Raw genomic sequence first — 24,776 nt, forward strand, 5'->3', positions numbered from 1 at the left:
CAAGAAGTGGCTGCCGGCACACCCACGGTTCCACCTGCACTTCACGCCGACCAGTGCGTCCTGGCTGAACCTGGTCGAGCGGTGGTTCGCCGAGCTGACCCAGAAGAAGCTCAAGCGCGGCGTCCACCGCTCCGTCCAGGCCCTCGAACGCGACATCCGGGCCTGGCTCGCCGACTGGAACGAGCACCCCAGACCGTTCGTCTGGACGAAAACAGCAGACGAGATCCTCGACAAAGTCGCCGCCTACTGCCACCGAATCTCTGACTCAGGTCACTAGCGGACCGGCTCTTGCGGACCCATGCCGACGGGCGGACCGGCTGGAGCGGGCCGGCGCCCTCGGGTGCCGGACGTGACCGGCCGTGGCCGTGCCGTCCGCCGTCAGGACGGCTTCGAGGCGAGGACGCTGGTCGCGTCCCCGTAGAAGCCGATCTTCCGGTCGAGCACGGCCAGGGTGTCCTGGAGCTCCGCGATCCGGGCCCGGACGTCCCGGCGGGTCGCCTCCAGGAGCTCGTAGCGGTCCATGTACGTGTGGTCGCCGGCGCGCACCATCTCCGCGTAGCGGACCATGTCGGCGACCGGCATCCCGGTGAGCCTGAGCTTGCCGACGAGGTCCAGCCAGTCCAGGTCGCGGTTGCTGTAGCGGCGCTGGCCGGTGTGCGAGCGGTCGATGTGCGGCATCAGCCCGATGCGCTCGTACCAGCGCAGGGTGTGCGCGCTGAGGCCGGTGAAGGCGACGACCTCGCTGATCGTGTAGCTGTCCCGGCCGTCCGGGCGCCGCTCCCGCTCGGGAGGCCCGGCGCACGCGTCGGTCCCGGTGGCCTCGGCTGTGGTCTCCATCACCGTCATGCCCTCCACGCTAAAACCTTGGAGTCCACTCCAGGCAAGCCGAACCGGCCGAAAATCCCAGGACATGGCCGGGAGCCGATGGTTACCGTGCGGATCATGAGTCTCGTACGCCGCGCCACGCCCGAGGACGCCTCCGAAGTGCTGCGTCTGCGCCAGGTGATGATCGACTCGGTCTTCGACGTGGACTCCTCCAGCGCGTGGCACGCCGCGTCGCTGCCGACCGTACGCGCGAAGCTCGCCGATCCCGGGGAATCCTTCGTCGCCTTCGTGATCGACCACCCGGAGCGGCCGGGCACCCTCGCGGCGCTCGTCGCCGGGACGGTCGAGTACCGGATCGGGCGGGCGGACAATCCGCACGGCGCGGTGGGGTACGTCTTCAGCGTCGCCACCGATCCGGGCACCCGGCGCCGCGGCTACGCCCGCGCCTGCATGGAGACGCTCCTCGGCTGGTTCCGTGAGCGCGGTGTCGCCCAGGTCGACCTCAACGCCTCCGCCGAGGCCGAGCCGCTCTACGCGGCCCTCGGGTTCGTCCGCAAGCCCGACCCCTCGATGCGGCTGTGCCTCTGAGCCGCTTAGGCTCGGGGCATGTCCTTGCAGAGCCTGGCGCTGATCTCGAACTGGCCCGTTCCCACCGCCGCGGCCGCGGTCGTCCGCGCGGACGGCACCGTGGCCGGCTCGCACGGGCCGGGCGGGCACCGGTTCGCGCTGGCGTCCGTCACCAAGCCGCTCGCCGCGTACGCCGCGCTCGTCGCGTACGAGGAGGGGGCGATCGAGCTCGACGAACCCGCCGGGCCCGCCGGTTCGACGGTCCGCCACCTGCTCGCGCACACCTCGGGTCTGGCCTTCGACGAGCACCGGGCGACCTTCACTCCCGGGGAGCGGCGGCTGTACTCCAACGCCGGGTTCGAGGTGCTCGGGGACCACATCGCCAAGGCGGCGGACATGCCGTTCGCGGAGTATCTGCGGCAGGCGGTCCTCGAACCGCTCGGCATGACCACGACGACGCTGGACGGTTCGCCCGCGAGGGACGGTGTCTCGACCGTGGACGACCTCGTCCGCTTCGCCGCCGAGCTCCAGGCGCCGCGGCTCCTTGACCCGCGTACGGTCGCGGAGGCGATGACCGTCCAGTACCCCGGCACCAAGGGCGTCCTTCCGGGGTACGGCTACCAGAACCCCAACGACTGGGGGCTGGGCTTCGAGATCCGCGACTCCAAGTCACCGCACTGGACGGGGAGTTCGTCCTCGCCGCGCACCTTCGGCCACTTCGGCCAGGCCGGTACGTTCCTGTGGGTCGACCCGGCCGTGGGCGCCGCCTGCGTCGCGCTGACCGACCGGAACTTCGGCTCCTGGGCGATCGAGGCGTGGACGCCGTTCACGGACGCGGTGCTGGCCGACCTCGCCTCCTGACGCGGGCCGGCGGCGGCCTCGGAGCGGGCGGGGGATGGCCTCGGAGCGGGGCAGGGGACGGCCGCCGCGTCCGGTCGGCCCGCGGAAGGCCGCCGTCTCGCGCCGGACCCCGGCCGTCAGCCGGCCGCCATCTCCCACACCAGCAGCTCGGCGGGGGCCCCGGCGACCAGCTCCAGGTCCTTCGCGTCCGTGACCCGGGCCGCGTCCCCCTCCCCCAGTTCCACGCCGTCCAGCCGGACCTCGCCGCGCACGACATGGATGTAGACGTGGGGCGCGTCGGGGACGGCCGTGCGCTCGCCCGCCGTCAGCCGGCGCACATGGAGCATGGCTCCCGCCTCGGGAACGGCGTACGGGGTGGAGTCGGCGATGCCGCGGACGGTCTCGTACGCGGGGTCGCCGCCCGGTTCCACCGGGGCCAGCCACATCTGGACGAAGACCAGCGGCAGCTCGCCGTCGTTGCGCTCGACATGGCGGACGCCTCCCGCCGAACTCAGCCGCTGGACGTCCCCGTGGCGCAGCACCGACGTGTTCCCCGCCGAGTCGCGATGGGTCAGTTCGCCCTCCACCACCCAGGTGACGATCTCGGTGTGGCTGTGCGGGTGCTCGTCGAAGCCCGCGCCGGGGGCGAGCCGCTCCTCGTTGCAGGCGATCACCGCGCCGAAGCGGAGGTTGTCGGGGTCGTAGTGCGGGCCGAAGGAAAAGGCGTGGAGCGAGGAGATCCCGGCCGCCGGGTCCCCTCCGCGGTAGCGCTCGTCGGCGCGGCGGACGTCCATCACTCCCCCACGGTAGGGCCTGTCGTCTCGATCGGGCGGCACCGAGGTGCGTCCCGCCACCTGATCCGGAAGACAGGCCCGACCCCGGCCCGGCGGCCGCCTCCCGCCTACTTGCGACCCGCCGCCGCACAGCTCCGTCCGGATAAGGCAGTCTTGTCCCGTGCCCGAACCCGAAGCCAGCAACACCGAGCGCCCAGCGCACGAAGTCGACTCGCACACCGCGACCCTCAAGCGGCTGGAGAAGTCGGCCGGCAGTCTCGCCGCCCAGGCCATCACGCGGATGGACGAGACGCTGCCGTGGTACCGGGCCATGCCACCGGAGAACCGGTCGTGGATCGGGCTGGTCGCCCAGGCCGGCATCGCGGCCTTCACGGAGTGGTTCCGGCACCCGGACGCGCCGCAGGCCATCTCCACCGACGTCTTCGGCACCGCGCCACGCGAGCTGACCAGGGCCATCACGCTGCGCCAGACGGTGGAGATGGTGCGGACGACAATCGAGGTCATGGAATCGGCCATCGACGAGGTGGCGGCGCCCGGCGACGAGTCCGTGCTGCGTGAGGCGCTGCTCGTCTACGCCCGCGAGATCGCCTTCGCCACCGCCCAGGTGTACGCGCAGGCCGCGGAGGCACGCGGTGCCTGGGACGCCCGGCTCGAGTCGCTCGTGGTGAACGCGGTGCTCTCCGGCGAGGCCGACGAGGGCGCCGTCTCCCGGGCCGCCGCGCTCGGGTGGAACTCGCCCGACCATGTCTGCGTGGTGCTGGGCACGGCACCCGACGGTGACAGCGAGCTGACGGTCGAGGCCATCCGGCGGGCGGCCCGGCACGCCAAGCTCCAGGTGCTGACGGGCGTGCTCGGGGACCGGCTGGTCGTCATCGCCGGCGGCAGCGACAACCCGCTCGCCGTCGCCAAGTCGCTGATCGGCCCGTACGCCGCCGGATCGGTGGTGGCCGGGCCGATCGTGCCCGATCTGCTGGCCGCGACCCGGTCGGCACAGGCCGCGGCGGCCGGGCTGAAGGCGTGTTTCGCCTGGCAGGACGCCCCGCGCCCGGTACTGGCGGACGATCTGCTGCCGGAGCGCGCGATCGCCGGAGACCCGTCGGCCCGCGAGCAGTTGGTGGAGGAGATCTACAGACCGCTGGAGGAAGCCGGCTCCGCGCTCCTGGAGACGCTGGCCGTCTACCTGGAGCAGGCGAGCAGCCTCGAAGGCGCGGCCCGGATGCTGTTCGTCCATCCCAACACCGTGCGCTACCGGCTCCGACGTGTGACTGACGTCACCGGCTGGTCGCCCTCGGATGTTCGATCGGCGTTCACGCTGCGGATCGCGCTGATCCTGGGGCGTCTGGCCGATAGAGATCCACAAACCTAGGCTTTTGTCGGGGACCTACAATTCCCCCTCGTGTTCTTCGTCCCTGTCCCCACGGGCGGCCGTGGCCGTCCACAAGAGAGAGTGTGAGAGTGCTCGTACTCGTCGCTCCCGGCCAGGGCGCTCAGACGCCCGGCTTCCTGACTCCTTGGCTCGACCTCCCCGGCGCCGCCGAACGCCTCGCCGCGTGGTCGGACGCCATCGGGCTGGACCTTGCCCACTACGGCACGCAGGCCGACGCGGACGCGATCCGCGACACGGCTGTCGCCCAGCCGCTCCTGGTCGCCGCCGGCCTCCTGTCCGCCGCGGCACTCGGTGACGTCACCCCCGGTGCCGTCGCCGGCCACAGCGTCGGCGAGATCACCGCCGCCGCGTTCGCGGGAGTGCTCGACGACACCGCCGCGCTGACCCTCGTGCGCAAGCGCGGTCTCGCGATGGCCGACGCCGCCGCCATCACGCGGACCGGTATGTCGGCGCTGCTCGGCGGGGATCCCGACACGACGGTCGCGCACCTGGAGAAGCTCGGTCTGACCCCGGCGAACGTGAACGGCGCGGGCCAGATCGTGGCCGCCGGCACGCTGGAGCAGCTGGCCGCCCTGGAGGCGGACAAGCCCGAGGGTGTCCGGCGTGTCGTGGCCCTGAAGGTGGCGGGCGCGTTCCACACCGTCCACATGGCACCCGCGGTCGAGGCGCTGGCGAAGGCCGCCGAGGACCTGACTCCGGCCGACCCGCAGGTCACCTACGTCTCGAACCGTGACGGCCAGGCCGTCGCCTCCGGTACCGAGGTCGTCTCCCGCCTGGTCGGCCAGGTCGCCAACCCGGTCCGCTGGGACCTGTGCATGGAGACCTTCCAGAAGCTCGGCGCGACCGCGCTGATCGAGGTGTGCCCCGGCGGCACGCTCACCGGTCTGGCCAAGCGCGCGCTGCCCGGTGTCACGACGCTGGCCCTGAAGACCCCCGACGACCTGGACGCGGCTCGCGAGCTCATCGCCGAGCACGGCGCCGCCTGAGGAGCCCGAGAGCATGTCGAAGATCAAGGCACCCAAGGGCGCTCCGTTCGCGCGCATCCTCGGCGTCGGCGGCTACCGTCCCGTCCGGGTGGTTCCCAACGAGGTGATCCTGGAGACGATCGACTCGTCCGACGAGTGGATCCGTTCGCGCTCCGGCATCGAGACCCGGCACTGGGCCTCCGACGAGGAGACCGTGGCCGCGATGTCGGTCGAGGCGTCCGGCAAGGCCATCGCCGACGCCGGGATCAGCGCCAGCCAGATCGGCGCCGTGGTGGTCTCCACCGTGTCGCACTTCTCCCAGACCCCGGCCATCGCCACCGAGATCGCCGACAAGCTCGGTACGAACAAGGCCGCGGCCTTCGACATCTCGGCCGGCTGCGCGGGCTTCGGTTACGGCCTGACCCTCGCCAAGGGCATGGTCGTCGAGGGTTCCGCGGAGTACGTCCTCGTCATCGGCGTGGAGCGGCTGTCCGACCTCACCGACCTGGAGGACCGCGCGACGGCCTTCCTGTTCGGCGACGGTGCGGGCGCGGTCGTCGTCGGTCCCTCCGAGGAGCCGCACATCGGCCCCACGGTCTGGGGCAGCGAGGGCGACAAGGCCGGCACGATCAAGCAGACCGTGCCGTGGGACCGCTTCAAGGTCGGCGACGTCTCCAATCTCCCGCTCGACTCCAAGGGCGAGATCAAGTTCCCTGCCATCACGCAGGAAGGCCAGGCGGTGTTCCGCTGGGCCGTCTTCGAGATGGCGAAGGTCGCCAAGGAGGCGCTGGAAGCCTCCGGACTTTCGCCGGACGACCTGGATGTCTTCATTCCCCACCAGGCCAACGAGCGGATCATCGACTCGATGGTGAAGACGCTGAAACTGCCGGGACACGTCACGGTCGCGCGTGACGTGCGTACCACCGGCAACACCTCGGCCGCCTCGATCCCGCTCGCGATGGAGCGGCTCCTGGCGACCGGTGAGGCGAAGAGCGGCGACACCGCGCTCGTCATCGGCTTCGGGGCGGGTCTCGTGTACGCCGCGACGGTCGTTACCCTCCCCTAGGCACTCCGTACCGGATCATCCGGTCCGTACGGAATATCGCCACCCCTCTGGAAACACACCGAAGGAGCGCCTGACATGGCCGCCACTCAGGAAGAGATCGTCGAAGGTCTCGCCGAGATCGTCAACGAGATCGCCGGGATCCCCACCGAGGACGTCCAGCTGGACAAGTCCTTCACCGACGACCTGGACGTCGACTCGCTGTCCATGGTCGAGGTCGTCGTCGCCGCCGAAGAGCGCTTCGACGTCAAGATCCCGGACGACGACGTCAAGAACCTCAAGACCGTCGGCGACGCGACGAACTACATCCTCAAGAACCAGGCCTGATCTTCCGGTCACCTGGGCCGACCGCCCGGGTCCACCGGGGCCCTGTGCCCCGGTTCGCCTGGGCTGATGCCCCGCCACCCGGCGGTGGCGCCGCTGAATCCTCGTATCCGTTGGAGAAAGAATTCCCGTGAGCCCGACCAATCGCACCGTGGTCGTCACCGGTATCGGCGCAACCACACCGCTGGGTGGCGACGCAGCCTCTACCTGGGAGGGCCTGATCGCCGGACGTTCCGGCGTCCGCCCTCTCGAGCAGGAGTGGGCCGCCGACCAGGCAGTCCGTATCGCGGCGCAGATCGCCGTGGAGCCGGGCGAGGTCATTCCCCGCCCGCAGGCCCGCCGACTGGACCGCTCGGCGCAGTTCGCGCTGATCGCGGCCAAGGAAGCCTGGGCCGACGCCGGTTTCACCGACAAGGCGGGCGAGGACCCGAGCGCCGACCCCGATCGGCTGGGCACGGTCATCGCCTCCGGCATCGGTGGTGTGACGACCCTGCTCGACCAGTACGACGTGCTGAAGGAGAAGGGCGTACGCCGTGTCTCCCCGCACACCGTTCCGATGCTGATGCCGAACGGTCCGTCCGCCAACGTGGGGCTCGCCGTGGGCGCCCGCGCCGGTGTGCACACCCCGGTCTCCGCCTGCGCTTCCGGCGCCGAGGCCATCGGCTACGCCATCGAGATGATCCGCACGGGCCGCGCCGACATCGTCGTCGCCGGTGGCACCGAGGCGGCCATCCACCCGCTTCCCATCGCCGCGTTCGGCAACATGATGGCGATGTCCAAGAACAACGACGACCCCGAGGGCGCCTCGCGCCCCTACGACGTCGCCCGTGACGGCTTCGTGCTGGGCGAGGGCGCGGGCGTCCTCGTCCTGGAGTCCGCCGAGCACGCCGCCAAGCGCGGCGCCCGGGTGTACGCCGAGGCGGTCGGCCAGGGCATCTCGGCCGACGCGCACGACATCGTGCAGCCGGAGCCCGAGGGCCGCGGCATCTCGCACGCCCTGCAGAGCCTGCTCGACAACACCGACCTGGACCCGGCCGAGATCGTGCACGTGAACGCGCACGCCACCTCGACGCCGGCCGGTGACGTGGCCGAACTGAAGGCGCTGCGCAAGGTGTTCGGGGACGACGCCGACCACTTCGCGGTCTCGGCGACCAAGTCGATGACCGGTCACCTCCTCGGTGGCGCCGGTGGCATCGAGTCGGTCGCGACCGTGCTCGCGCTGTACCACCGTCTCGCGCCGCCGACCATCAACGTGGAGAACCTCGACCCCGAGGCCGAGGCCGCCGCCGACATCGTCCGCGGCGAGGCCCGCAAGCTGCCCGTCGAGGGCCGTATCGCCGCGCTGAACGACTCGTTCGGCTTCGGTGGGCACAACGTGGTGCTGGCGTTCCGTTCCGTCTGACGCCGGCAGTCCGTTCCGTACGGCGTGTGGCCCGTACCCCTGGTTCCAGGGGTACGGGCCACACGCCGTACGTTCTCCGGTTACGGTGCCGCGCCCCTGACGGGGTGTCACACCACCTGGTGCAGCCAGCGGACCGGGGCGCCCTCGCCCGCGTAGCGGAAGGGCTCCAGTTCGTCGTCCCAGGGCTTGCCGAGGAGCTTGGCGAGGTCGGCCTCCAGGTCGCTCTCGCCGCGCTGGGAGCGCAGCAGCGCGGCGCGCAGCCGGTCCTCGGGGATCAGGATGTCGCCGTGGATCCCGGTGACGGCGTGGAAGATGCCGAGCTCGGGCGTGCAGCTGTAGCGCTCGCCCTCGGCGGTGGGGCAGGGCTCGGCGGTGACCTCGAAGCGCAGCAGATGCCAGCCGCGCAGCGCGGAGGCGAGCTTGGAGGCGGTGCCGACCTCGCCCTTCCAGGAGAACTCGGATCTCCAGGTGCCGGGGGCGGCGGGCTGCCGGATCCAGTCGAGGCTGACGCGCGTGCCGAGCACCCCCGCGACCGCCCACTCGACATGCGGACACAACGCGCGGGGCGCGGAGTGCACGTAGAGAACTCCACGTGTCGTCACTGGGGCCTCCGGACAGAGCGAGACATCTTGTAACTTAGCGGAACGGCAGTCGCAGGGCGGCCACGTGGCGAGGCTACCCTGCGGCGGCGCAAGGAGTGTGACGTACCGTCGGTCCAAGCGCCGTGAACCTCCGAGGTTTCACCCGGCGGGGCGTGTCCGGACTCCCCTGTCAAGGGTCCGGGCCCGCCTCCCGGGCGGAGCCGGCCGTACCGCGGGAACGCGGTGCGACCGACCGTGTACGACGTGGTGCGACCGACCGCGTGGAGCGGGTGCCGACCAACCCTGTACAACGAACGAGGAGACCAGGGGATGCGGAATCGCAGCCACCGTTCGCGGGCCGTCCTCGCCGCCGCCGCGGCGGCGGCCCTCCTGGGCACCGCCGCCTGCGACGCCGCCGGTGGCAACTCCTCGGCGTCCAGCGGGACGGCGGGGGCCCGGCCGTCCCCGAGGCCCACGCCGGTCTGGGACCGCAGCCCGGACTCCCTGGCCGCGGTCGGCGACTCCATCACGCGCGGTTTCGACGCGTGCAGTGTGCTGTCCGACTGCCCCGAGGTGTCGTGGGCGACCGGCAGCGATCCGCAGGTCGGCTCGCTCGCCGTACGGCTGCTCGGTACGGCCGGGGCGGCCGAGCGCAGCTGGAACTACGCGGTGACCGGGGCGCGGATGGCGGACCTTCCCGGCCAGATGGCCCGGGCGGCGGCCCGCGGGCCGGAGCTGGTCACGGTGATGGCGGGCGCCAACGACGCGTGCCGCTCCTCCGCCTCGGCGATGACGCCCGTGGCCGACTTCCGCGCCGAGTTCCAGGACGCGATGAAGACGCTGCGCGGCGCTCTGCCCAAGACCCAGGTGTACGTGTCGAGCGTGCCGGACCTGAAACGGCTCTGGTCCGAGGGGCGGGGCAACCCGCTGGGCAAGCAGGTCTGGAAACTGGGCATCTGCCCCTCGATGCTCGGGGACGCGGACTCGCTGAACTCGGCGGCGACCCTGCGGCGCGGGCAGGTGCAGGACCGGGTGAAGGAGTACAACCAGGTGCTGCGCGAGGTGTGCGCCAAGGACCGGCGCTGCCGCTTCGACGGGAACGCCGTCTTCGACTACCGCTTCGGCGCGGACCAGTTGAGCCACTGGGACTGGTTCCACCCGAGCAGGGACGGCCAGGCGCGACTCGCCGAGATCGCCTACCGGACTGTGACGGCACGCGAACCCGTGACCTAGGCTTTTCCCCATGAGTGAACTTTTCGGCACACTTTCCGACGGCACCCGGGTCCACCGCTGGACGCTGGAGCGCGCCGGTGTCCGGGTGCGTGTGCTCACGTACGGCGGGATCGTGCAGTCGGCCGAGGTGCCGGACCGGGACGGGCGGGCCGTGGACGTGACCCTGGGATTCCCCGCCCTGGAGGGGTACACGGCCCATCCCGAGCCCTATCTCGGCGCGCTGGTCGGGCGGTACGCGAACCGGATCGGGGGTGCGGGCTTCCCGCTGGACGGGGTGACGTACCGCCTGGAGCCGAACAACGGGCCCAACACGCTGCACGGCGGCGACGGCGGTTTCGACAAGCGCGTGTGGGACGCGGAGCCGCTCGAACACGGGGTCCGGCTCTCCCGGGTCAGCCCGGACGGCGAGGAGGGCTTCCCGGGGCGCCTGGAGGTCTCGGCGACGTACACGCTCGACGAGCGGGGCGCGCTGCGGATCGCCTACGAGGCGGTCACCGACGCGCCGACCGTGGTGAACCTGACGAACCACACGTACTGGAACCTCGGCGGCTCCGGCAGCGCGCTGGGACACGAGCTCCGGCTCGACGCCTCGCGGGTGACACGGGTGGACGGGAACCTCGTCCCGACCGGGGAACTCGACCCGGTCGAGGGCACCCGCTTCGACTTCCTCGAACCCCGCAAGACCGGCGCGGGGTACGACCACAACTACGTGCTCGACAAGGGGCTCACCGACGCTCCCGTGGAGGTCGCCGAGCTGTACGACCCGGCGTCCGGGCGGGTGCTCACGGTCGCGACCACCGAACCCGGTCTCCAGTTCTACACCGCCGACCACCTGAGCGAGCCCTTCGCCCCCAACGACGGCATCGCGCTGGAGACGCAGCACTTCCCCGACTCCCCGAACCGGCCGGACTTCCCGAGCACCGAGCTTCGGCCGGGCGCGGTGTACAGGTCGCAGACGGTGTACGGGTTCTCCGTGCGGTCCTAGGACTTGTCGGCCGCCCCGGTCCGGAGGTCAGGTTCCGGGCCGGGGGCGGCCGAAGGGGGCGCGAAGGTTACGCCTCGATGATCGTGCTCAGACGGCGGTCCAGAAGGGAACGACCTGCCTGAACCTCGTACAAACCCTTCACGAACGCCCACGTGTCCGCGGTGGTGTCCCAGATCTCGAAGGCGCGGCGCGGGAGCTCCACGACGGCTTCGACGCTCTCACCGGGCGCGGCCTCGACCCCGGCGAAACCGGCGAGCGCGCGGGCGGGCCGCTCGGTGCCGGGTTCCGCCGGGGCGAGGTAGACCTGGACGACCTCGCGCCCGGCCCGCCGGCCGGAGTTGCGGACACGGACGGTGACGGTCCGGTCCTCGATCTCGATGGACTCGTACGTCCAGTCGGTGTAGCCGAGGCCGTGCCCGAAGGGGTACGAGGGGGTCCTGCCCGCTTTCTCCCAGGCGCGGTAGCCGATGAAGACGTCCTCGGTGTACGGGAGTTCGCCGTCGGCCGGGCGGACCCCGGTGACCGGGGCGTCGGCCAGGGAGCCCCAGGTGGTGGGGAGGCGGCCGCCCGGCTCGTGGACGCCGGTGAGGACGTCCGCGAGGGCTGCGCCGCCCTCCTGGCCCGGGAACCAGCTCAGGAGCACGGCGGCGACCTCGTCGCGCCACGGGAGTTCCACCGGGGCGCCGGAGTTGACGACCACGACGGTGTTCGGGTTGGCGGCGGCGACGGCGTGGACCAGTTCGTCCTGACGGCCGGGGAGCCTGAGGTCCGCGCGGTCGAAGCCCTCGGACTCGACGCGGTCGGTGGTGGCGACCACCACGACGGCGGTGTCGGCGGCGCGGGCCGCCTCGACCGCCTCGGCGATCAGCTCGTCCGCGTCGCGCACGGGCTCCTGATGGGCGAGCGAGAAGCCGACGGCCTTCAGGGGCACGTTCCCGGGGACCGTGACGACATGGACGAGGGAGACCTCCACCGGTTCGCCCGCGGTGAGTTCGGCCCGGCCGCGGGGGACGGGGGCGCCGAAGAACGTCACGAAGGGGTCGTCCCTGTCGGCGCTCTGGACGCCGTCGAAGTACGTCGTGCCGTCGACGGTGAGGGTGAACGCGCCGAGGCCCTTGATGCCGAAGGTGTGCGGGCCGGACTCGCGCGGGGTGAGGCTGCCGGTGAGTTCGACGCTGTGGAGGGTGTCTCCGGTGACCCCCGCGGGCAGGTCGTCGCCCAGCCACTTGATCTGGCCGTTCGGGACGGAGGCGGTGGCGATGACCTCGCCGGCGGCGTCGCGGCAGACCGCGCGCAGCTCGAACCCCGCGTCGGCGACGGGGAGTTCGACGTCCGGGTCGGCGCCGACCGCGTACGTCGGACCGCCCTCGGAAAGGGCGGCGGTGAGGCCGTCGAGGGGCGAGACGATCCGGGCGGGGAAGACGGTGGCGGAGCCGCCGCCCTGGACGCGGGCGTCGCGCGCGGCGGTGCCGATGAGGGCGACCCGGTGCCCTTCGGGGAGCGGCAGGGCGCCTTCGTTGCGGACGAGGACGAAGCCGCGGCGGGCCACCTCGCGGGCCAGTGCCTCCCCGTCCACGGCCGCCGGCGGCTCGGTCACGACGGGCTCGGCGCCTTCCAGGGCGCCGACGCGGGCGGCGAGACGCAGCACGTTGCGCACGGCCGTGTCGACCGTGGCCTCCGCGACCTCGCCGGCGCGCACGGCGGCGGCGAGCGGCTCTCCGTAGACGGTCCGGGGGCCGGGCATGGCGACGTCGAGGCCGCCCTCGATCGCGGCCTTCGTGGAGCGGGCGGCCATCCAGTCGGAGACATTGAAGCCGTCGAAGCCCCATTCGCCGCGCAGGACCTCGTTCACGAGACGGCGGTGCTCGCTCATCGTGGTGCCGTTGACGGAGTTGTAGGCGGTCATGACGCCCCACGGGCGGGCGCCGGCGACGATGGCCTCGAAGGGCGCCAGGTACAGCTCGCGCAGGGCGCGTTCGGAGACGAGGTTGTCCACCGTGAAGCGGTCGGTCTCGGCGTCGTTGGCGACGAAGTGCTTGACGGTGGTGGCGACCCCGCCGGACTGCACGCCCCGGACATAGCCGCCGCCGATCGCGCCGGTCAGGAGCGGGTCCTCGCTGTAGGCCTCGAAGTGGCGGCCGCCGAGCGGGGAGCGGTGGAGGTTGACGGTGGGGGCGAGCAGGACGTGGACGCCCTTGCGGCGGGCCTCCTGGGCGAGCAGCGTGCCGGCGCGGCGGGCCAGCTCCGGGTCCCAGGTGGCGGCGAGCGCGGTGGGCGAGGGGAGGGCGACGGAGGGGTCGTCGGCACTCCAGTGGACGCCGCGGACGCCGATCGGGCCGTCCGACATCACGAGGGACTCCAGGCCGATCTCGGGGAGCGCGGGCAGCGTCCACATGTTCCGGCCGGACAGCAGCCGGGCCTTCGCGTCCAGGCCGAGGCGGGCGAGGGCGGCCTCGACGACGGCCTCCCGGGCCGCGTCCGCGTCCGCCTCCGCGTCCTTCCGGTCCCCAGCCGTCCCCACCGCAGTGTCCGCCATGGCGGCACCTCCTCGTCGATAGCCGTCGGGTCCGCCCCATCGTCGTACGCGGCGACGGTGCGGGGGAGGGCCCTGACGCCGGCGCGCGGGCGTTCCCGGCCGCGCCTCGGGAGCCGGCGGCGAGGGTTCCCGCCCGGTCACGGGCGGGCGGGCTCGGGAGCGGGCGTGACGGCGACCGGGGGCGTCCCGGTCACGAGGTGGTGCTGTGCTCCTCGGACGCCCCGTCGGAGGCCGTGTCGGCGTCCTCGTCCGCGTCGCCCTCGCGGATCTCCTCGCCGAGCAGGTCCCGGGCCATCAGCGTGGCGCCCGCGACGGCCCCCGGCATCAGGAACACCGCGACGAACGGGACGAGGAAGGCGAGACCCAGCGGGGTGCCGAAGCCCCAGACCAGTGCCCTGCGTGAGCGGAGCAGCGCGAGGCGCGCCCGGAGGTCGACGTCGCGGCGCTGCAGGGCGACGGCGACGAGTTCCTCGGTGAGGAAGAAGCCCGTGACGAAGAAGCCGATCACCGGGACGACGGTCTGGCCGATGAGCGGGACGAAGCCGAGCGCGAAGAGGAGGACCCCCCACACGAGGGCCCGCGCGAGGACGCGGAGGCTGTCGCGCGCGGAGATCCACAGCTCGCGCCAGAGCGGCAGACCGGACTCGGGGGCCGTGCCGTCCGGGGACACGTCGCGGTCGACCTTCTCCGAGAGGTTCTCGTAGAAGGGCTGGCCTATGAGCAGGGTGACCGCGGTGAAGGTGAGGACGGCGAGGAGGAGTGCCAGGGCGAACAGGACGGCGGTGAGGAAGCCGCGGAAGAGGCCCTCCCAGGGGCTGCTCCAGTCGTCCGCGAACGGCGTCGCCCAGGTGACGAACCCCTCCCCGTACATGCCGAGGGCGACGAGCGCCGCCGCGTAGAGCACGAGTGTGATGAGCCCCGGCAGCAGCCCGAACCCGAAACTCTTCCCGTGCCGGGCCACCCACCGCTGGCCGCGCAGCAGATAGCCGAAACCCACCCCAAGATCGCGCATGGGGAGACCCTATCGGGGTGCCGCGCCGGGCCGCAGCCCGCGGTGGCGGCGGCCCTCGCCGCCCGGTCGTCCCGGGGCGGCGAGGGCGGCTCCGAGCGTCCGGAGACCGCCCCGGGACGCCCCGAGCCGCCCCGGTCCGACCCGGGCCGACCGGAGTCGGCTCCGGTCAGAGCTTGACGATCATCTTTCCGATGTTGTCGCCGCGCAGGACGCCGAAGAACGCCTCCAGGTTGTTCTCGATGCCCTCGACGACCGTCTCGGTGTACTTCAGCTCGCCGGAGCGGATCCAGGCGCCGACCTCCTGGACGAACTCCTGCTGGAGGTCGTAGTTGTCGCCGACGAGGAAGCCCTGGATGCGGCCGCGGGTCTGGATCAGCCGGGCCAGGTTCCGGGGGCCGGGGGCGGGCTCGGTGTTGTTGTAGACGGAGATCATGCCGCAGATCGCGATACGGCCGTCCCGGTTCAGCGAGCCGATGGCGGCCTCCAGGTGGTCGCCGCCCACGTTGTCGAAGTAGACGTCGACGCCGTCGGGGGCGGCCTCGCGCAGCTGCTGGGAGACCGGGCCGTTCTTGTAGTTGAAGGCGGCGTCGAAGCCGTACTCCTCGACGAGCAGCTTGACCTTCTCGTCGGACCCGGCGGAGCCGATGACGCGCGAGGCGCCCTTGAGCCGGGCGATCTGGCCCACCTGGCTGCCGACGGCACCGGCGGCGCCGGACACGAAGACGGAGTCGCCCTCCTTGAAGGAGGCGGTGCGCAGGAGACCGGCGTAGGCGGTGAGGCCGGTCATGCCGAGGACGCCGAGGTACGTCGACAGGGGCGCGGCCCCCGGGTCCACCTTGACGGCCTGCTTGGCATCCACGACGGCGTACTCGCGCCAGCCGAGGAAGTGCAGCACGTGGTCGCCGACCTCGATGCCCTCGGCGTTCGAGGCGACGACCTCGCCGACCGCGCCGCCCTGCATGGTCTTGCCGAGCTCGAAGGGGGCGACGTAGGACTTGGCGGCGCTCATGCGGCCGCGCATGTACGGGTCGACGGAGACGTAGGCGTTCCGTACCAGGACCTCGCCGGGACCCGGCTGCCGGACCTCGGCCTCGACCAGGGCGAAGTCGGTGGGCTGGGGCCAGCCGACCGGGCGGCTGACCAGGTGCCATTCACGGCCGGTGGAGGGGAGCTGGGGGGTCTCGGACATGAGGGTGCGCCTTTCACGGTGACCGGCGAGCGGATCCAATGCTTCAGCATCTGAAACAACCATGCGCCTGAATATTTCATGATGTCAAGTAACGCGGTAGGATCGGGAGCATGGCCACCCACAAGAGACCACGGATCGACCCCTTGACCATGGAGGTCGTCGAGTTGATCGGCACGGTCGTGGCCCGCTACCACGAGGAGTACGAGGACGCGGCCGCCGCGCACGCCCTCACCGGCGCGCAGGCGCGGCTGCTGAGCCTGCTCTCGCTGGAGCCGCTGCCGATGCGCCGTCTGGCGCAGAAGCTGAGGTGCGAGCCGTCGAACGTCACGGGGATCGTGGACCGGCTGGAGACACGGGGGCTGGTGGAGCGCCGCCCCGACCCGGCGGACCGCCGGGTGAAACTGGCGGCGGCGACGGCCGAGGGCCGCAGAATCGCCGGAGGACTGCGCGACTCGCTCGACTTCGCCCGCGAACCCCTGGCGGAGCTCTCGGACCAGGAACGGCTGTCCCTGCGCGACCTGCTGCTCCGCATGCTGGGCGAGGCCCCCGGCACCGCCGGCACCAGCGGCTGAGCCCCGGACCCCCGGCGACGGCGGCCGAGACGCGGGCGCCCTCGACGGCGAGCCTGCCGGGGGAGCGACGGGCACGGTTCGGCGGGCAGCGGGCAGCGAACCGCGGGCCGTGACGGGCCCTGTTCGGCGGGCCCGGGGCCGGAAGGGTCACCCCGTGCCGGGCGACCCGCCTACGAGCACCACCACAGGAAGCGGTTGCAGTCGTCCGAGGACGAGGGCGTCGGCGCGGGTGCCGACGTCGTCGGGTCCGTGCCGGCGGGGGCCGACGCGCCCGGGCCCGCGGAGGCGGTCGCCGGGGCCGAGGTGGAGTGGTCCGGGCGGGTGCCGAGGGTCGGGGATCCGGCGCCCTCGGTGCTCTTCTCGCTCGACGCGGCGGGAGACGCGGAGGCGGAGGCGGAGGGGGACACGGAGGCCGACGCGGAGGAGCCGGGCGTGCGGCCGGCCGAGGGGGACTTGGAGGGGGCCTTCTTCGGGAGCGAGGACGCCGCCGGCGAGGCCGAGCCGTCGGGCGACTCCGCCGCCGCGGGACTGGGGCCGAGACCGGGCGCGTCGACGCCGAGTTCGGCGAGGCTCAGACCACCGGCCGCGAGGACGAAGCCCACGGCTATGTACAGGGTGCGGCGGCGCCGTCGGCGATGCGCGGCCGCCTTGCGGTCGCGCCGGCTGGCGCCGGCCGGAGCCCGCGGGTCATCCGGACTCCCGGCCTCCGCGTCCAGGACACGGCCCCCGCGCCGCCGCGCGGCCCGGCGGGAGCGCCACTCGACGTCACCGTCCGCGCCGTGGCGCGCGTCGGCGTCCGCACCCGTCGGAGGGCGCGCGCCGGCCCCTTCGGTGTCCGCGCCGAGTTCGTCGACCGGGGTACCGCACCCGGGACAGGCGAGGGCGCCGTTGAGGTGCCTGCGGCACACGTGGCAGTAGTCCATGACGCGGGAAGACTAGGGTCACCGCCGGTAACGTTCCTAGGCGCAGTTGTGAAGATGTTGTGCGGAATCCAGTATTCCGGTCCGTCGGACACCGACACCCCCGAACATTCCCCGCCATCCTGCGCCCATCGCGTCGAAACCGTTATGCGCGCGACCCATTGACACCCCCCGGGCCGCGTCCTTACTGTCACGCCAGCATTTCGAACGTGTGACGAAATTTCGAACAGAGCTGAAAGCACAGGGGGCATCTGCCGTGCGCATCACGGGAATCACCACACACGTGGTCGGGACACCCTGGAGGAACCTGACCTACGTCCAGGTGCACACCGACGAGGGCATCACCGGCGTCGGCGAGACCCGCATGCTGGGCCACACCGACGCGCTGCTCGGTTACCTGCACGAGGCACAGGCCAACCATATTCTCGGCTCCGACCCGTTCGCCGTCGAGGACCTGGTCCGCCGGATGAAGTACGGCGACTACGGGCGCGCCGGCGAGATCGTGATGTCCGGCATCGCGGTCATCGAGATGGCCTGCTGGGACATCAAGGGCAAGGCGCTCGGGGTGCCGGTCTGGCAGCTCCTCGGCGGCAAGGTCACCGACAGGGTGAAGGCGTACGCCAACGGCTGGTACACCACCGAACGCACCCCGGAGGCCTATCACAAGGCCGCCCAGGAGGTCGTCGCGCGGGGCTACAAGGCCCTCAAGATCGACCCCTTCGGCACCGGGCACTTCGAGCTCGACCACGAGGCCACGCTGTACTCGGTGTCGCTCATCGAGGCCGTGCGCGACGCGATCGGGCCCGAGACCGAGCTGATGCTGGAGATGCACGGCCGCTTCTCGCCGTCCACCGCCGTCCGCCTCGCCCACGAGCTCGCGCCCTTCAAGCCCGCGTGGCTGGAGGAGCCGGTGCCGCCGGAGAACCTCAAGGCGCTGGAGAAGGTGGCCGCCAAGGTCGACATGCCCCTCGCCACCGGTGAACGGATCCACGACCGCATCGAGTTCCGCGAGCTCTTCGAGAGCCAGGCGGTCGACATCATCCAGCCCGACGTCGGCCACATCGGCGGCATCTGGGAGACCCGCAAGCTCGCCGCCACCGCGGAGGCGCACTACGTCCTGGTCGCGCCGCACAACGTCGGCGGCCCGGTCCTGACCGCCGCCTCCCTCCAGGTCGGCTTCACCTCGCCGAACTTCAAGATCCTGGAGCACTTCAACGACTTCGCCGACGCGGAGATCAAGAAGGTCGTCAAGGGCGCCCCGCAGGTCGTGGACGGCTACTTCGAGCTGTCCCACGAGCCGGGACTCGGCGTCGAGCTGGACGTCGACGCGGCGGCCGAGTTCCCCCAGCAGCAGGCCCGGTTCGACCTGTGGGCCGACGGCTGGGAGCAGCGCAAGCCCAAGGGGGCGAAGTGAGCACCGCGGTCGTCGTCGAGGGTCCGGGCGAGCACCGGCTCGTCCCGCACGAGCCGGTCCGGCCCGCGGCGGGCGAGGCGCTCGTGCGGGTGCACGCGGTCGGCATCTGCGGCAGCGACCGCGAGGTCTACCAGGGCAACCGGCCCGAGGGGTACGTCCGCTACCCCCTGACCCCGGGCCACGAGTGGTCCGGGACCGTCGAGGAGGTCGGCGCCGGTGTCCCGGCGACGCTGGTCGGCCGCAAGGTCGTCGGCGAGGGCTTCCGCAACTGCCAGGTCTGCGACCGTTGCCACGCGGGCGAGACGACGTTGTGCACGGCCGGGTACGAGGAGACGGGTTTCACCGTCCCCGGTGCCATGGCGGCCACGCTGACGCTGCCGGCCCGGCTGCTGCACGTACTGCCCGACGACGCCGATCTGAGCGCCGCCGCCCTGCTGGAGCCGGCCGCCTGCATCGCGGCCGCCGCGCTCAAGGCGAACGCCCGGCCCGGCGAGCGCGTGGCCGTGGTGGGCACCGGGACGCTCGGGATGTTCGCCGTGCAGTTCCTGAAGGCGGGTTCCCCGGCCGAGCTGCTCGTGGTGGGCACCCGCCCCGACCGGGCCGCGCTGTCGAAGGAGTTCGGCGCCACCGAGTTCCGTACCAGGGAGCAGCAGCTCCCCGACGGCTTCGACGTCGTCATCGAGACCGCCGGGTCCGCGTCCGCCGCGCGCACCGCCGCCTCCCTGCTGCGGCGCGGCGGGCGCCTGGTCCTCACGGGGATCCCGGCGCCGGGCGCCGAGGGTCTCGACCCGACCGATCTCGTCGTACGGCAGCTGGAGGTGCACACCGTGTTCGGGGCGCCGCCGGAGGCCTGGGCGCACACGGTGCGGGTCTTCGGGGCCGGGCTGCTGAACCCGTCGCCGCTGGTGACGCACGAGCTGCCGCTCGCCGCGTTCCCGGAGGCCATCGACCTGGTGGGTTCCGGTGATCCCGAGGTCGGCAAGGTCCTGCTGAGGCCGTGACCCTCCGAGCCGTGCGCCGGTACGGGGTTTCCTGACGGCCCCGTACCGGCGCACACCAGGCCCCGCGCGCCCAGCGTCACGAACCATGCCCGAAATATCGAACAATGAAGGACAGCTTGTGACCGACGCCCCTCCCACGGCGCCCCGTCGCCCCGGCGAGCCGGCCCTGGCCGCACTCGGCCTGGCCGCACCCGCCCTCTCCCCCGACGACGCCTCGCCGCACACCTTCCCCGGAGGCGGCCGCTGGCGCACCGAGGTCCCCTCCGTGGAGGGGCCCGAGGCGCTCGCCGTGGTCCTCAAGGAAGCCTCGCGGCTCGATGTGCCGATCCACCGGATCAGCCAGGGCAGCGGTGTCTGGATGCTGACCGACGCCGAGATCACCGAGATGGTCGACGCCACCGGTGAACGCGACATCGAGCTCTGCCTGTTCACCGGACCGCGCGGCATCTGGGACATCGGCGCCTCGGCACGCACCGATTCACGCGGCGGCGGGCTGCGCGCCCGCGGCCACGACGCGATGGCCGGCTGTGTCGAGGACGCCGTCCGGGCGACCGAGCTGGGCGTCAAGTGCCTGCTCGTCGCCGACGAGGGCGTGCTGTGGACGCTGCACCGGGCGCGCGTCGCCGGGATCCTCCCGGCCGACACGACGTTCAAGGTCTCGGCGCTGATCGGTCCGGTCAATCCGGCCTCGTACGCCGTGTACGAGAACCTCGGCGCCGACTCGCTGAACGTGCCGAGCGATCTGACGCTCGATCATCTCACCGAGATCCGGCGGGTCTCCGCCGCCCCCATGGACATGTACATCGAGGCCCCCGACGATCTCGGCGGGTACATCCGGATGTACGAGGTCGCCGAGCTGATCCGGCGCGGCGCACCGCTGTATCTGAAGTTCGGGCTGTCCAAGACCCCCGGGATCTACCCGTACGGACACCATCTGCGGGACCTGACCCTGAGCACGGCCCGGGAGCGGGTACGGCGCGGCCGGCTCGCCCTTGACCTGCTGTCACGGCACGGAGCGGGCGACGACATGGCCCCGCTCGGCTCCCGCCTGCCCGGCACGCTCTCCCGGTTCGACACTCCCTCATAACGTTCGCACAAACCCCCTTCACACAAGCAGACACAGTCGCGCACAATCCAACACACCTTCTCGGCCTTCCTCTCTCAAAGCTCCCGGAGCTTCCGAGTTCCGCGAGACCGAGCCCGGTCCAAGACATCAAGGATGATGATCATGCGTAACCGCAGAGCCGCCCTCACCGCCATAGCCGGAGCCGCCTCCCTCGCCCTCGCCCTGTCCGCCTGCGGCCAGAACAGCGACGGCGGCAGCAAGGACAAGTCGGGAGACACCAAGGGCGCCACGATCGGCATCTCGATGCCGACGAAGTCCTCCGAGCGCTGGATCGGCGACGGCAACAACGTGGTCAAGGACCTTGAGGCCAAGGGCTACAAGACCAAGCTCGCGTTCGGTGAGGACGACCCGGACCAGCAGGTCTCGCAGATCGAGAACATGATCACGCAGGGTGTGAAGGCCCTGATCATCGCGGCCATCGACAACAAGTCGATGAACAACGTGCTCCAGCAGGCCGCCGACGCGAACATCCCGGTCATCTCCTACGACCGCCTGATCCTCGGCACCAAGAACGTCGACTACTACGCGTCCTTCGACAACTCGAAGGTCGGCGAGCTCCAGGGCAACTACATCCTGCAGAAGCTCGGTCTCGCGGACGGCTCCAAGAAGGGCCCGTTCAACATCGAGCTCTTCGCCGGCTCGAACGACGACAACAACACGAAGTACTTCTTCGGCGGCGCGATGAAGGTCCTGCAGCCGTACATCGACAAGAAGCAGCTCGTCGTCAAGTCCGGCCAGACCGCGCTGAACCAGGTCACCACCCTGCGCTGGGACGGCGGCACCGCCCAGAAGCGCATGGACGACATCCTGACCTCGTCGTACAAGAGCGCCAAGGTCGACGCCGTGCTCTCGCCCTACGACGGCATCTCCATCGGCATCCTGTCCGCGCTGAAGTCGGACGACTACGGCTCCAAGAGCAAGCCGCTGCCGGTCGTCACCGGCCAGGACGCCGAGCTCGCGTCGGTGAAGTCGATCATCGCGGACGAGCAGACGATGACCGTCTACAAGGACACCCGCGAGCTCGCGAAGGTCGCCGGGAGCATGGTCGACGCGGCGCTCAAGGGCAAGAAGCCCGAGCTCAACGACACCACGACGTACGACAACGGCACCAAGGTCGTTCCCGCCTTCCTGCTGCAGCCGGTCGGCGTCGACAAGTCCAACTACGAGAAGGAGCTCGTCGGCACGGGCTACTACAAGGACAGCGACCTCAAGTAACCGCCACCCCCTAGTGATTGGAAGGCACGACCATGGCGGGACCCGTCCTGGAAATGCGCTCGATCGTCAAGACCTTTCCCGGCGTCAAGGCGCTCTCGGACGTCACTCTGACCGTCCAGCAGGGCGAGGTCCACGCCATCTGCGGCGAGAACGGCGCCGGCAAGTCGACCTTGATGAAGGTCCTCTCCGGCGTCCACCCGAGCGGCAGTTACGAAGGGGACATCCTCTTCGAGGGGGAGGTCTGCTCCTTCAAGGGCATCAGGGCCAGTGAGCACCACGGCATCGTGATCATCCACCAGGAACTGGCCCTGGTGCCCTACCTCTCCATCGCGGAGAACATCTTCCTCGGCAACGAGCACGCCACCCGCGGGATCATCAGCTGGACCGAGACGCTGCGGCACGCCGCCGAGCTGCTGCGCCGGGTCGGACTCGACGAGAACCCGCAGACCCGCGTCGCCGACATCGGCGTGGGAAAGCAGCAGCTCGTCGAGATCGCGAAGGCGCTGTCGAAGAAGGTGAAGCTGCTCATCCTGGACGAGCCGACGGCCGCCCTGAACGACGAGGACAGCGGCAAACTCCTCGATCTCATCCTGGAGCTGAAGGCTCAGGGCATCACCTCGATCATCATCTCGCACAAGCTGAACGAGATCGAGCGGGTCGCGGACTCGGTGACCATCCTGCGCGACGGGCGGACGATCGAGACGCTCGATGTGAAGGCCCCGGAGACCACCGAGGACCGGATCATCAGCGGCATGGTCGGCCGCGACCTCGAACACCGCTTCCCGGAGCGGACACCGCACCACCCGGAGGCCGGGGCCGCGCCCGCCCTGGAGATCCGCGACTGGACCGTGTTCCACCCGATCGACCAGCAGCGCAAGGTGGTCGACGACGTGTCGATCTCCGTGCGGCGCGGTGAGATCGTCGGCATCGCGGGGCTCATGGGCGCCGGCCGCACCGAACTGGCGATGAGTGTCTTCGGGCGCTCCTACGGCCGGTACGCGGGCGGCACGGTGGTCAGGGACGGCCGGGAGATCCGTACGAAGTCCGTGTCCGAAGCGGTCGGGCACGGGATCGCGTACGTCACCGAGGACCGCAAGCACTACGGGCTCAACCTCATCGACACCATCAACCGCAACATCACGCTCAGCGCCCTGGGCAAGGTCGCGAAGCGCGGTGTGGTCGACGAGCACGAGGAGCGGCAGGTCTCCGAGGGCTTCCGCACCTCCATGAACATCAAGGCGCCGACCGTCTTCGAGCCGGTGGGCAAGCTGTCCGGCGGCAACCAGCAGAAGGTCGTCCTCAGCAAGTGGATCTTCGCCGGCCCCGAGGTGCTGATCCTCGACGAGCCGACCCGCGGGATCGACGTGGGCGCCAAGTTCGAGATCTACACGGTCATCGACAAGCTGGCGGCCGAGGGCAAGGCGGTCGTCTTCATCTCCTCCGAGCTGCCGGAGCTGCTCGGTATGTGCGACCGCATCTACACGATGGCCGCGGGACGGCTGACGGGTGAGTTCTCGCGGGCGGAGGCCTCGCAGGAAACGCTGATGCGCCAGATGACGAAGGACAAAGAGGTAACCCGATGAGCACGGATGTGACCGCCAAGACGCCGGCCCCGGCGCCGGCCGGCAAGAGCGGCTCAGGCACGGAAGAGAGCCTGCTTCAGCTGATGCTGCACGGCATGCGCCGCAACATGCGGCAGTACGGCATGCTGTTCGCCCTCGGCCTGATCGTGGTGCTGTTCGCCGTGTGGACCGGCGGCGACCTGCTGCTGCCGCGCAACGTCTCCAACCTGGTGCTGCAGAACAGCTACATCCTGATCCTCGCGATCGGCATGATGCTCGTCATCATCGCGGGCCACATCGACCTGTCGGTCGGCTCGCTGACGGCGTTCGTGGGCGCGGTGGGAGCCGTGCTGATGGTCAACCACGACGTCCCGTGGCCCATAGCCGTGGTGCTGTGCCTGGCCATGGGCGCGATCGCGGGTGCGGCGCAGGGCTTCCTCATCGCGTATGCCGGCATGCCGTCGTTCATCGTGACCCTGTCGGGCATGCTGATCTTCCGCGGTCTGACCGAGATCTTCCTCGAGGGCCAGACGATCGGCCCGTTCCCCGAGGGCCTCCAGAAGGTCGCCAACAGCTTCCTGCCCGAGGTCGGACCCAACACGAACTACCACAACCTCACGCTGCTGCTCGGCATCGGCCTGATCGCGTTCGTGGTGTTCCAGGAGATCCGGGACCGCAAGCGGCAGCAGGAGTTCTCGCTCGACGTCCTGCCGAGGAACCTCTTCCTGCTCAAGCTCGTCGCGCTGGTCGCCGCCGTGCTCACCGTCACCATGCTGCTCGCCAGCTACAAGGGTGCTCCGGTGGTCCTGCTGGTCCTCGGCGTCCTGGTCGCCGGCTTCGGCTACCTGATGCGCAACGCGATCATCGGCCGGCACATCTACGCGATCGGCGGCAACCTTCCGGCGGCCAAGCTGTCGGGTGTGAAGGACAAGAAGGTCACCTTCCTGGTCTTCCTCAACATGGGCATGCTCGCCGCACTCGCGGGCCTGGTCTTCGCGGCCCGCTTCAACGCGGCCTCCCCGAAGGCAGGCCTGAACTTCGAACTCGAAGCCATCGCGGCCTCGTTCATCGGCGGTGCGTCGATGAGTGGCGGCGTGGGCACGATCCTCGGCGCGATCATCGGTGGTCTCGTCCTGGGCGTGCTGAACAACGGCATGAACCTCGTCGGCGTCGGCAGCGACTATCAGCTGGTCATCAAGGGCCTGGTGCTCCTGGCCGCGGTCGGCTTCGACGTGTGGAACAAGCGCAAGGTCGGTTCGTAAG

At 71.1% G+C, this 24,776-nt stretch carries 23 protein-coding genes and 1 pseudogene; 17 read left to right on the plus strand and 7 right to left on the minus strand.

The window, feature by feature from the left end:
• A pseudogene (locus ACFYW9_RS37660) lies at positions 1 to 277 on the plus strand (IS630 family transposase); the annotation flags it as partial.
• A 101-nt stretch (positions 278 to 378) separates the two neighbouring features.
• On the opposite strand, the gene ACFYW9_RS37665 reads toward ACFYW9_RS37660, so the two are convergent.
• Positions 379 to 846 (minus strand): MerR family transcriptional regulator, encoded by a 468-nt coding sequence (locus ACFYW9_RS37665; RefSeq protein WP_389159583.1) that lies wholly within the window; start codon positions 844 to 846, stop codon positions 379 to 381.
• Between the two features lie 96 nt (positions 847 to 942).
• Between ACFYW9_RS37665 and ACFYW9_RS37670 the strand changes: the two genes are divergently transcribed.
• The gene (locus ACFYW9_RS37670; RefSeq protein ID WP_389159584.1) at positions 943 to 1,413 is read left to right on the plus strand and encodes a GNAT family N-acetyltransferase; all 471 of its coding nucleotides are present in this window, start codon (positions 943 to 945) and stop codon (positions 1,411 to 1,413) included.
• A gap of 18 nt (positions 1,414 to 1,431) precedes the next feature.
• On the plus strand, positions 1,432 to 2,253 hold the full coding sequence (locus tag ACFYW9_RS37675) for a serine hydrolase domain-containing protein (RefSeq protein WP_389159585.1): 822 nt from the start codon (positions 1,432 to 1,434) through the stop codon (positions 2,251 to 2,253).
• A gap of 116 nt (positions 2,254 to 2,369) precedes the next feature.
• On the opposite strand, the gene ACFYW9_RS37680 is transcribed toward ACFYW9_RS37675, so the two are convergent.
• The gene (locus ACFYW9_RS37680) at positions 2,370 to 3,026 is read right to left on the minus strand and encodes a pirin family protein (RefSeq protein WP_351871973.1); all 657 of its coding nucleotides are present in this window, start codon (positions 3,024 to 3,026) and stop codon (positions 2,370 to 2,372) included.
• 160 nt (positions 3,027 to 3,186) lie between these two features.
• Between ACFYW9_RS37680 and ACFYW9_RS37685 the strand changes: the two genes are divergently transcribed.
• The 5 genes from ACFYW9_RS37685 (at position 3,187) to fabF (ending at position 8,167) form a co-directional block, all read left to right on the plus strand.
• The gene (locus ACFYW9_RS37685; RefSeq protein WP_389159586.1) at positions 3,187 to 4,392 is read left to right on the plus strand and encodes a PucR family transcriptional regulator; all 1,206 of its coding nucleotides are present in this window, start codon (positions 3,187 to 3,189) and stop codon (positions 4,390 to 4,392) included.
• An 89-nt stretch (positions 4,393 to 4,481) separates the two neighbouring features.
• A complete protein-coding gene (locus ACFYW9_RS37690) occupies positions 4,482 to 5,399 on the plus strand; it encodes an ACP S-malonyltransferase (RefSeq protein WP_389159587.1) in 918 nt (305 codons plus the stop codon).
• 13 nt (positions 5,400 to 5,412) lie between these two features.
• The gene (locus ACFYW9_RS37695; RefSeq protein ID WP_389159588.1) at positions 5,413 to 6,444 is read left to right on the plus strand and encodes a ketoacyl-ACP synthase III; all 1,032 of its coding nucleotides are present in this window, start codon (positions 5,413 to 5,415) and stop codon (positions 6,442 to 6,444) included.
• 75 nt (positions 6,445 to 6,519) lie between these two features.
• A complete protein-coding gene (locus ACFYW9_RS37700) occupies positions 6,520 to 6,768 on the plus strand; it encodes an acyl carrier protein (protein ID WP_261702511.1) in 249 nt (82 codons plus the stop codon).
• A 127-nt stretch (positions 6,769 to 6,895) separates the two neighbouring features.
• Positions 6,896 to 8,167, plus strand: a complete 1,272-nt coding sequence (fabF, locus tag ACFYW9_RS37705; protein WP_389159589.1) for a beta-ketoacyl-ACP synthase II — start codon at positions 6,896 to 6,898, stop codon at positions 8,165 to 8,167.
• Positions 8,168 to 8,274: 107 nt separating this feature from the next.
• On the opposite strand, the gene ACFYW9_RS37710 is transcribed toward fabF, so the two are convergent.
• Positions 8,275 to 8,769 carry a DUF3145 domain-containing protein gene (locus ACFYW9_RS37710; protein WP_326788014.1) on the minus strand — a complete coding sequence of 165 codons (495 nt, stop codon included), beginning with the start codon at positions 8,767 to 8,769 and terminating at the stop codon, positions 8,275 to 8,277.
• A gap of 309 nt (positions 8,770 to 9,078) precedes the next feature.
• Here ACFYW9_RS37710 and ACFYW9_RS37715 point away from each other — a divergent pair, with 309 nt between their 5' ends.
• Both ACFYW9_RS37715 and ACFYW9_RS37720 read left to right on the plus strand, forming a co-directional pair.
• On the plus strand, positions 9,079 to 9,981 hold the full coding sequence (locus ACFYW9_RS37715; protein ID WP_389159590.1) for an SGNH/GDSL hydrolase family protein: 903 nt from the start codon (positions 9,079 to 9,081) through the stop codon (positions 9,979 to 9,981).
• 10 nt (positions 9,982 to 9,991) lie between these two features.
• Positions 9,992 to 10,966 carry an aldose epimerase family protein gene (locus tag ACFYW9_RS37720; RefSeq protein ID WP_351871896.1) on the plus strand — a complete coding sequence of 325 codons (975 nt, stop codon included), beginning with the start codon at positions 9,992 to 9,994 and terminating at the stop codon, positions 10,964 to 10,966.
• 67 nt (positions 10,967 to 11,033) lie between these two features.
• Here ACFYW9_RS37720 and ACFYW9_RS37725 read toward each other — a convergent pair whose 3' ends face one another.
• The 3 genes from ACFYW9_RS37725 to ACFYW9_RS37735 all read right to left on the minus strand — a co-directional run bounded on the left by ACFYW9_RS37725 (position 11,034) and on the right by ACFYW9_RS37735 (position 15,703).
• Positions 11,034 to 13,502, minus strand: coding sequence for a glycoside hydrolase family 3 protein (locus ACFYW9_RS37725; RefSeq protein ID WP_389159591.1), 2,469 nt, complete (start codon positions 13,500 to 13,502; stop codon positions 11,034 to 11,036).
• Positions 13,503 to 13,692: 190 nt separating this feature from the next.
• Positions 13,693 to 14,514, minus strand: a complete 822-nt coding sequence (locus tag ACFYW9_RS37730) for an EI24 domain-containing protein (RefSeq protein WP_389159592.1) — start codon at positions 14,512 to 14,514, stop codon at positions 13,693 to 13,695.
• A gap of 166 nt (positions 14,515 to 14,680) precedes the next feature.
• The gene (locus ACFYW9_RS37735; protein ID WP_389159593.1) at positions 14,681 to 15,703 is read right to left on the minus strand and encodes an NADP-dependent oxidoreductase; all 1,023 of its coding nucleotides are present in this window, start codon (positions 15,701 to 15,703) and stop codon (positions 14,681 to 14,683) included.
• Between the two features lie 110 nt (positions 15,704 to 15,813).
• Here ACFYW9_RS37735 and ACFYW9_RS37740 point away from each other — a divergent pair, with 110 nt between their 5' ends.
• A complete protein-coding gene (locus ACFYW9_RS37740) occupies positions 15,814 to 16,275 on the plus strand; it encodes a MarR family transcriptional regulator (RefSeq protein ID WP_351871906.1) in 462 nt (153 codons plus the stop codon).
• A 170-nt stretch (positions 16,276 to 16,445) separates the two neighbouring features.
• Here the strand turns inward: ACFYW9_RS37740 and ACFYW9_RS37745 are convergent, their stop codons facing one another.
• Entirely contained in the window at positions 16,446 to 17,198 is a 753-nt protein-coding gene (locus ACFYW9_RS37745; protein WP_389159594.1) for a hypothetical protein, read from the minus strand.
• Positions 17,199 to 17,451: 253 nt separating this feature from the next.
• Here ACFYW9_RS37745 and ACFYW9_RS37750 point away from each other — a divergent pair, with 253 nt between their 5' ends.
• From ACFYW9_RS37750 to mmsB, 6 genes are all read left to right on the plus strand, one after another.
• On the plus strand, positions 17,452 to 18,609 hold the full coding sequence (locus ACFYW9_RS37750) for a mandelate racemase/muconate lactonizing enzyme family protein (protein WP_389159595.1): 1,158 nt from the start codon (positions 17,452 to 17,454) through the stop codon (positions 18,607 to 18,609).
• Entirely contained in the window at positions 18,606 to 19,610 is a 1,005-nt protein-coding gene (locus ACFYW9_RS37755; RefSeq protein ID WP_389159596.1) for a zinc-binding dehydrogenase, read from the plus strand. The genes ACFYW9_RS37750 and ACFYW9_RS37755 overlap by 4 nt, the downstream gene beginning before the upstream one ends.
• An 85-nt stretch (positions 19,611 to 19,695) precedes the next feature.
• Positions 19,696 to 20,697, plus strand: a complete 1,002-nt coding sequence (locus tag ACFYW9_RS37760; protein ID WP_389159597.1) for a hypothetical protein — start codon at positions 19,696 to 19,698, stop codon at positions 20,695 to 20,697.
• Positions 20,698 to 20,838: 141 nt separating this feature from the next.
• Positions 20,839 to 21,951, plus strand: coding sequence for a multiple monosaccharide ABC transporter substrate-binding protein (gene chvE, locus ACFYW9_RS37765; RefSeq protein ID WP_389159598.1), 1,113 nt, complete (start codon positions 20,839 to 20,841; stop codon positions 21,949 to 21,951).
• 32 nt (positions 21,952 to 21,983) lie between these two features.
• Positions 21,984 to 23,534 carry a multiple monosaccharide ABC transporter ATP-binding protein gene (mmsA, locus tag ACFYW9_RS37770; RefSeq protein ID WP_389159599.1) on the plus strand — a complete coding sequence of 517 codons (1,551 nt, stop codon included), beginning with the start codon at positions 21,984 to 21,986 and terminating at the stop codon, positions 23,532 to 23,534.
• Positions 23,531 to 24,775: a multiple monosaccharide ABC transporter permease gene (mmsB, locus tag ACFYW9_RS37775; RefSeq protein ID WP_389159600.1), complete on the plus strand. Its 1,245-nt coding sequence runs from the start codon at positions 23,531 to 23,533 to the stop codon at positions 24,773 to 24,775. The genes mmsA and mmsB overlap by 4 nt, the downstream gene beginning before the upstream one ends.
• The last annotated feature ends 1 nt before the right edge of the window (position 24,776 follow it).

Source organism: Streptomyces sp. NPDC002698, assembly GCF_042888945.1.
Taxonomy (GTDB): domain Bacteria; phylum Actinomycetota; class Actinomycetes; order Streptomycetales; family Streptomycetaceae; genus Streptomyces.

Coding starts and splice junctions, on each gene's coding strand:
- ACFYW9_RS37665 (WP_389159583.1), bottom strand. CDS start 846: ATGACGGTGATGGAGACCACAGCCGAGGCCACCGGGACCGACGCGTGC.
- ACFYW9_RS37670 (WP_389159584.1), top strand. CDS start 943: ATGAGTCTCGTACGCCGCGCCACGCCCGAGGACGCCTCCGAAGTGCTG.
- ACFYW9_RS37675 (WP_389159585.1), top strand. CDS start 1,432: ATGTCCTTGCAGAGCCTGGCGCTGATCTCGAACTGGCCCGTTCCCACC.
- ACFYW9_RS37680 (WP_351871973.1), bottom strand. CDS start 3,026: ATGGACGTCCGCCGCGCCGACGAGCGCTACCGCGGAGGGGACCCGGCG.
- ACFYW9_RS37695 (WP_389159588.1), top strand. CDS start 5,413: ATGTCGAAGATCAAGGCACCCAAGGGCGCTCCGTTCGCGCGCATCCTC.
- ACFYW9_RS37700 (WP_261702511.1), top strand. CDS start 6,520: ATGGCCGCCACTCAGGAAGAGATCGTCGAAGGTCTCGCCGAGATCGTC.
- ACFYW9_RS37715 (WP_389159590.1), top strand. CDS start 9,079: ATGCGGAATCGCAGCCACCGTTCGCGGGCCGTCCTCGCCGCCGCCGCG.
- ACFYW9_RS37720 (WP_351871896.1), top strand. CDS start 9,992: ATGAGTGAACTTTTCGGCACACTTTCCGACGGCACCCGGGTCCACCGC.
- ACFYW9_RS37725 (WP_389159591.1), bottom strand. CDS start 13,502: ATGGCGGACACTGCGGTGGGGACGGCTGGGGACCGGAAGGACGCGGAG.
- ACFYW9_RS37730 (WP_389159592.1), bottom strand. CDS start 14,514: ATGCGCGATCTTGGGGTGGGTTTCGGCTATCTGCTGCGCGGCCAGCGG.
- ACFYW9_RS37735 (WP_389159593.1), bottom strand. CDS start 15,703: ATGTCCGAGACCCCCCAGCTCCCCTCCACCGGCCGTGAATGGCACCTG.
- ACFYW9_RS37740 (WP_351871906.1), top strand. CDS start 15,814: ATGGCCACCCACAAGAGACCACGGATCGACCCCTTGACCATGGAGGTC.
- ACFYW9_RS37745 (WP_389159594.1), bottom strand. CDS start 17,198: ATGGACTACTGCCACGTGTGCCGCAGGCACCTCAACGGCGCCCTCGCC.
- ACFYW9_RS37760 (WP_389159597.1), top strand. CDS start 19,696: ATGCCCGAAATATCGAACAATGAAGGACAGCTTGTGACCGACGCCCCT.
- chvE (WP_389159598.1), top strand. CDS start 20,839: ATGCGTAACCGCAGAGCCGCCCTCACCGCCATAGCCGGAGCCGCCTCC.
- mmsA (WP_389159599.1), top strand. CDS start 21,984: ATGGCGGGACCCGTCCTGGAAATGCGCTCGATCGTCAAGACCTTTCCC.
- mmsB (WP_389159600.1), top strand. CDS start 23,531: ATGAGCACGGATGTGACCGCCAAGACGCCGGCCCCGGCGCCGGCCGGC.